Annotated in this window: 5 protein-coding genes; 2 read left to right on the plus strand and 3 right to left on the minus strand. The window is 66.8% G+C overall.

Features of this window, described 5'->3' with window-relative positions; all coding sequences use genetic code 11:
- Positions 1-8: 8 nt before the first annotated feature.
- The gene (guaA, locus tag B0T44_RS17830) at positions 9-1580 is read right to left on the minus strand and encodes a glutamine-hydrolyzing GMP synthase (RefSeq protein ID WP_175648014.1); all 1572 of its coding nucleotides are present in this window, start codon (positions 1578-1580) and stop codon (positions 9-11) included.
- Between the two features lie 66 nt (positions 1581-1646).
- Between guaA and B0T44_RS17835 the strand changes: the two genes are divergently transcribed.
- A complete protein-coding gene (locus B0T44_RS17835) occupies positions 1647-2528 on the plus strand; it encodes an alpha/beta fold hydrolase (protein ID WP_081512256.1) in 882 nt (293 codons plus the stop codon).
- 71 nt (positions 2529-2599) lie between these two features.
- Here the strand turns inward: B0T44_RS17835 and B0T44_RS17840 are convergent, their stop codons facing one another.
- Positions 2600-3763: a GuaB3 family IMP dehydrogenase-related protein gene (locus tag B0T44_RS17840; protein WP_077117004.1), complete on the minus strand. Its 1164-nt coding sequence runs from the start codon at positions 3761-3763 to the stop codon at positions 2600-2602.
- Between the two features lie 693 nt (positions 3764-4456).
- On the minus strand, positions 4457-6001 hold the full coding sequence (gene guaB / locus B0T44_RS17845) for an IMP dehydrogenase (protein ID WP_081512257.1): 1545 nt from the start codon (positions 5999-6001) through the stop codon (positions 4457-4459).
- 241 nt (positions 6002-6242) lie between these two features.
- Between guaB and B0T44_RS17850 the strand changes: the two genes are divergently transcribed.
- On the plus strand, positions 6243-6656 hold the full coding sequence (locus tag B0T44_RS17850; RefSeq protein WP_077116817.1) for a DUF5319 domain-containing protein: 414 nt from the start codon (positions 6243-6245) through the stop codon (positions 6654-6656).
- Positions 6657-7236: the final 580 nt, after the last annotated feature.

Below are 7236 nucleotides of genomic sequence, written 5' to 3' on the forward strand. Positions count from 1 at the left end.
CGGGGCGGTCACTCCCACTCGATGGTGCCCGGCGGTTTGCTCGTCACATCGAGCACCACCCGGTTGACGTCGGGCACCTCGTTGGTGATGCGGGTGGAGATCCGCTCCAGCACCTCGTAGGGCAGCCGCGTCCAATCGGCAGTCATCGCATCCTCGCTGGTGACCGGGCGCAACACGATCGGATGCCCATAGGTGCGGCCGTCGCCCTGCACTCCGACGCTGCGCACGTCGGCGAGCAGCACCACCGGGCACTGCCAGATCTGGCTGTCCAGGCCGGCGGCGGTGAGTTCCTCGCGCGCGATGGCGTCGGCCTGGCGCAGCGTCTGCAACCGGTCCTCGGTGACCTCGCCGACAATGCGGATCGCCAGCCCCGGCCCGGGAAATGGCTGCCTGGCCACGATCTCCTCGGGCAGACCCAGCTCCCGGCCGACCGCGCGCACCTCATCTTTGAACAGCAGCCGCAGCGGCTCGACCAGCTCGAACTCCAGATCTTCCGGGAGCCCGCCCACATTGTGGTGCGATTTGATGTTCGCGGTGCCGCTGCCCCCGCCGGATTCCACCACATCCGGGTACAGGGTGCCCTGCACCAGGAATTCGACCTCAGGCACCGCGCCGTCGACGGTGTGCTCGCCGACAACCTCCGAGACAGCGTCCTCGAAGGTGCGAATGAACTCGCGGCCGATGATCTTGCGCTTCTCCTCCGGGTCGGTAACCCCCTTCAGCTCACCCAGAAACTTGCCCACCGCGTCCACGGTCACCAACCTGGCTCCGGTCGCGGCAACGAAATCCTGCTGCACCTGCTCACGCTCCCCTGCACGCAACAGGCCGTGGTCGACGAACACACAGGTCAGCCGGTCGCCGATGGCGCGTTGCACCAGCGCCGCGGCGACCGCGCTGTCAACGCCGCCAGACAGCGCGCAGATCGCGTGCCCGGCACCGACCTGCGCGCGCACGTTCTCGATCAGCGTCTCGGCAATACTGGCCGGAGTCCACTTCGCCGGAATCCCAGCCATCTCATGCAAGAACCGGCTGAGCACCTGCTGCCCATGCGGCGAATGCAGCACCTCAGGGTGGTACTGCACGCCCGCCAAGCGGCGGGCGCGATGCTCGAAAGCCGCAACCGGGGCGCCGGGAGTGGTGCCGGTGACCTCGAAACCCTCCGGCGCGTCGGTCACCGCGTCGCCATGACTCATCCACACCGGCTGAACCGACGGCAGACCGCCGTGCAGCAGCCCACCGTCGCTATCGAGTTCGGTGCGGCCGTACTCGCGCGTTCCGGTATTGGTGACGGTGCCACCCAGCGCCTGTGCCATCGCCTGGAAGCCATAGCAGATCCCGAAAACCGGCACGTCCAGCTCGAACAGACGCGGATCCAGCCGCGGCGCATCCTCGGCGTACACGCTGGCAGGCCCCCCGGACAAGATCACCGCCTGCGGCCGCCGCTCGGCGATCTCCTCCACCGACGTGGTATGCGGAACCACCTCGGAGTAGACACTCGCTTCGCGGACCCGGCGGGCGATCAACTGCGCGTACTGCGCACCGAAGTCGACAACGAGGACGGGTCTCTGGGTTTGCGTCACCCGCACAGTCTAGTGAGCCAGGAAAACGGCCGACACACCCCGGCAGTGCGTGGCTATCCTCTATCCGTGCCATTCGCTCACGCGATCGATGCCGACATCCACTACGAGGACACCGGCGGCAACGGGCCGATAGTGCTGCTGGCGCACGAATTCTTCATGGACCACACCATGTTCGCCGCACAGAAGGCAGCGCTCGCACCGGAGTTCCGCATCGTCACCTGGGACGCCCGCGGTCATGGCCGCACCCGCGACCGCGGACTACCGTTCACCTACTGGACCGCGGCCCGCGACGCACTGACCGTGCTCGACCATCTCGGCGCCGAACGCGCCGTCGTCGGCGGCAGCGCCCAAGGCGGCTTCACCGCGCTGCGCACCGCGCTGCTGGCTCCCGAACGGGTATCGGCGCTGATCCTGATCAGCACCGAAGCACACGGCTGCGTCCCCCAACAATGGACACATACCCGGCGCTTCCTGGACGAATGGTACGACGACAACACCCGTGCACAAGCAGTCGAACGGCTGGCCGAGTGGCTCATCGGCGACGACGACCGGCACCGGCACACCTGGTCACAACGGTGGCTCGACCACGACAGCACTGGTATCGAAATGGCCGCGGGCTGCCTGCTCGACCGGGAATCGGTCACCGAACGGCTCACCGAAATCGCCTGCCCCGCACTGGTTGTGCACGCCACCGCCAGCGGAATCGCCCGCGAACGCGCCGAGCACCTCGCCCGCGAGATCCCCGGCTCGATGTACCTGGAAATCGACGGCGGCAGGCCCGGGGTCACCATCACCCACCCGGAACCGGTGAACCAGGCCATCCGAGGATTCCTGCGGGCCCGCCGCATCTCACCGCGCGGGCTGTCTTCGCTTCGCGGCGCTCGCGGGGCCCTGCGTGGTCACGCTCCGCTACCACCTGCGGGCCCGTCGCTCCCGCCGCTGGGCTGATCGGCGGCGCTCGCGGGGCTCTGCGTGGTCACACTCCGCCTCCGGGCCCGTCGCTCCCGCCGCAGGCGACATCAGGCCCTGACGCTCAAGCCGACTTTCTGGAACTCCTTCAGATCCGAATACCCGGCTTTCGCCATCGAACGACGCAGTCCCCCAACAAGATTCAACGACCCGAACGGGTCATCGGACGGACCGAAAAGCACCCGCTCCAGGCTCGGCCGCACCGGCTCACCGGCCTCCGAGGCACCCAACTCCCACGGATCGTCCACCCGCAGTAGCAACCCGCGCGGCACCGAAGGATGCGCCGCCGCCGCCGGCCAATACCAGCCACGCCCCGGAGCCTGGGCAGCCGCGGCCAACGGCACACCGATCATCGCGGCATCCGCACCGCACGCGATCGCCTTCGCCAACCGACCGGACGTAATGATATCGCCATCGGCGATGACGTGCACATAGCGACCCCCGGTCTCGTCCAGGTAATCCCGCCGAGCAGCCGCGGCATCCGCGATCGCCGTCGCCATAGGCACGCCGATACCCAGCACCTCACCGGTGGTGGTCGCACCCGGATACGAACCGCAACCCACGATCACACCCGCGGCTCCCGTACGCATCAGATGCAGGGCAGTCCGATGATCACTCACCCCACCCGCCACGACCGGCACATCCAGTTCGGCGATGAACGTCTTCAGGTTCAACGGCTCACCATCGCCCACATGCTCGGCCGAAATGATCGTGCCATGCACCACCAGCAGATCGATCCCCGCCTGCACCAGCGCCGGAGTCAACGCCTGCGCGTTCTGCGGGCTCACCCGCACCGCCACCGTCACACCCGCGGCACGCACCTGCGCCACCGCCGCCGCCAGCAGATCCGGCTGCATCGGCGCCGCATGCAACTCCTGCAGCAACGCGATCGCACGCTTATACCCGCCCTTACCGGCCAATTCCAGCAACTGCTCGATCTTCGCGGCCACATCCGCATGCCGCGCCCACAACCCCTCCCCATTGATGATGCCCAAACCACCCAGCTTGCCCAGCTCGATGGCGAACTCCGGCGACACCAACGCATCCGTCGGATGCGTCAAAAACGGGATATCGAACCGGTAGGCGTCCAACTGCCACGCCAGCGACACCTGCTTCGCCGAACGAGTCCGCCGCGACGGGACGATATCGACATCATCCAACTCATAGGTACGCCGAGCCGTCCGGCCCATACCGATCTCGACCATGTCGCGCACGCGCATCTCCTGTGTTTATTGGCCGCGCCTCCGGCGCGGCGGTTCGCGGCCCCTTAGGGCTCGCGTTTCCGTGCCCGCGACTCACGCCTTCGGCGCATGCGCGAGGGTCGGACGTCCGTCCGCCCCGGCGCTCCTAGCTGCGGGCAAGGAAACACGAGCCGGGCCGCGAACGGCGCTCGTAAGACTCGCGCGGGCAGGGTTGCTTATCAGCTGGTCAGCTGTGCGAGTCCCGTATCTGAACCATACACATCTCACAGGCCGGCTCAGATGGTGCGTTCCGAGCTGGAGTGTCGGCAGGCACTGGGGTATGAGTTTCAGCACAGCAGCGATGGGGGCTTTGTCGTATCGCTGCCCGAACTCCACGCCGGCATATCGCGGTGGGGCCGCTCGCTGGACACCGCCAGCGCGCGTCCTTCTACCCGTCGACTTGATCCGTTGGCGGCCGACCGCCTGCTGGGGCGGTGTGTGTGCCCTCAGTCCCGGCAGCACCATTGAAGCGCTGTCGGAGACGGCAGCTGCGACGGCAATAGACGTCACGGATCGACCACACCGCACTCGGCGGACACCCAACGGCCGGCCACGTTCCCCACCCCTCAGGGCAGCACACCTGAATGGCACAGCCGAGCGAAGCTCACCACCAACCCGTGCCCGCCCGGAGCCGAACGCGGAAGGTACGCAAACCCGGGGAGGAGCTCACCCGCGGCCGGTGTAGTTCGGTGCCTCGACCGTCATGGTGATGTCGTGGGGATGGCTTTCCTTGAGCCCCGCGGCGGTGATCTGCACGAACTGCGCTTCCTGCAGTTCGGCGATGGTCTGGGCGCCGGTGTAGCCCATACCGGCGCGGAGGCCGCCGACGAGTTGGTGGATCACCTGGTTGACGGGTCCGCGGAACGGCACCCGGCCCTCGATACCCTCGGGGACCAGCTTGTCCTCGGCGAGTACGTCGTCCTGGAAGTAGCGGTCTTTGGAGAACGACTTGACCTGACCACGGCCCTGCATGGCACCCAGCGAGCCCATACCGCGATAGCTCTTGAACTGTTTGCCGTTGACCAGGATCAGCTCACCGGGGGACTCCGCGGTGCCCGCGAGCAGCGAACCGAGCATAACGGTGGACGCGCCCGCGGCAATCGCTTTGGCGATATCGCCGGAGAACTGGATGCCGCCGTCGGCGATCACCGGGACACCGGCCGGTTTACACACCGCGACCGCTTCCATGATCGCGGTGATCTGCGGGGCACCGACACCGGCGACGACCCGGGTGGTGCAGATCGAGCCGGGGCCGACACCGACCTTCACCGCGTCCGCTCCCGCTTCGACCAGCGCTGTGGCACCCGCACGGGTGGCGATATTGCCGCCGACGACCTGAATACGGTCGCCGACCTCGGCCTTCACCTTGGTGACCATCTGCAGCACCTGCACCTGATGGCCGTGCGCGGTGTCGACCACCAGCACATCGACACCGGCATCGGCCAGCGTCATGGCGCGCGACCAGGCATCGTCGCCGACACCGACGGCCGCGCCGACCAGCAGCCTGCCGTCGCGGTCCTTGGTTGCGTTGGGGTACTGATCGGTTTTGACGAAGTCCTTGACGGTGATCAGACCGCGCAGCCTACCGTCGCCGTCGACAATCGGCAGCTTCTCCACCTTGTGCCTGCGCAGCAGACCGAGCGCTGCCTCCGCGGTCACACCTTCCTGGGCGGTGATCAGCGGGGCCTTGGTCATCACATCGGCGACACGGCGGTTCTGATCCACCTCGAACCGCATATCGCGGTTGGTGATGATCCCGACCAGCGCACCCGTCTCGTCCACTACCGGCAGACCGGAGATGCGGAAGCGCGCACACATCGCGTCGACCTCGGCAAGGGTGTCGGTCGGACGACAGGTGACCGGATCGGTCACCATCCCGGCCTCGGACCGCTTCACCGTCTCCACCTGGCTCGCCTGGTCGGCGACGGAAAGATTGCGGTGCAGCACGCCCATACCGCCCGCGCGCGCCATCGCGATAGCCATCCTGGCCTCGGTGACGGTGTCCATGGCCGAGCTGACCAGCGGGGTGCGCAACCGGACCTCGCGGGTGAGCTGACTGGAGGTCTCCACCGAACTGGGAATGAGGTCCGATGCGGCGGGCAGCAGTAGCACATCGTCGAACGTCAGGCCGAGCATGGCGATCTTGTTCGGATCGTCACCACCCGTATGGGGGCGGACAACGTCTCGTTCGCCCGTTACGGGATTACTCATTCGGATCGACCCCTCCTGGACGTCGACAGCGCCACACCGGTATGACGGATCTGGCGGACTGTTACTTGGGATGGACTGCGGCTCCGTTCGACCACCGCCGCTGGTGGCCCGTGTCGGGAAGTCGTCGGCGCCTGGAAACATCGTATCTGCCCGGGTGATCACCCGACCAAGCGAGGCCATCGCTGAAACTGGCGGCGCGCATAGCTGGCGCAGACCGCCCTGTTCTGCGTACCGTGGGGATGTGCGTGACCATCTACCACCTGGCTTGCCGCCGGATCCGTTCGCCGGAGACCCCTCCGACCCGTCCGCCGCGCTCGATGCCATCGAGCCGGGGGAACCGCTGGATCCTCACGAGCGCCTCGCGGTCGAGGAGGATCTCGCCGACCTCGCGGTATACGAGGCGCTGTTGGCCCATCGTGGTATCCGTGGCCTAGTGGTCAGCTGTGAGGACTGCAGGCAGGATCACTACCACGACTGGGACATGTTGCGCGCCAACCTGCTGCAACTACTGGTCGACGGCACGGTGCGCCCGCACGAACCGGCCTATGATCCGACGCCGGAAGCGTACGTCACCTGGGATTACTGCCGCGGCTACGCCGACGCTTCGATGAACGAGGCGTTGCACGGCGACGGGTTCGACGCCTTCGACAGCTGAGATCGCCCAGCAGCCGGATTGCCGGCAGCTGGGCCTACTCAGTAGACAAGGTACGTCCGTCTGCTGAGATGCAGCCACTCGGCTCGGTCGGCGATGCCTTACGCCCACACGCTACATTCACGCACAGTGGATCAGATTGTGATTAACATCACATATCGCGCATATGCGTCTCTACTGCACGCACCGCTTGCGCTCGGTACGAAAAACCCGGCCTGACCGCGGCCGGGCTCAACTCCCGTTCCGAGACAATTCACAGCTCGGGGACGATGCCGAGCCGACGGCTCCGAAAGACTCCGAAAGACGAAGCCCTCAGCGGGACCTATCGAAAACCGATCCCCGAGGCGATCGGTCCAGGGAATAGCCGGCTTCGACGAAGGTCAGTTGCTGCCCGTCGTCCCCGTAGGAATAGCGGGAGACTGATCCACAGTGGACGGCGAGCTCTGCCCACCGGTATCCGGGCTCTGCCCACCGGTATCGGTCTCGGGAGGAAAAACCGGAATCGGCAGCGTGGCCACCGAGGACGGCGTCACCGGTGGGGACGTCGGCAGGGTCGTCGGCGCCGCGGTGGGTTCGGTCGGCT

Source organism: Nocardia donostiensis, from assembly GCF_002081715.1.
GTDB classification, from domain to species: domain Bacteria; phylum Actinomycetota; class Actinomycetes; order Mycobacteriales; family Mycobacteriaceae; genus Nocardia; species Nocardia donostiensis.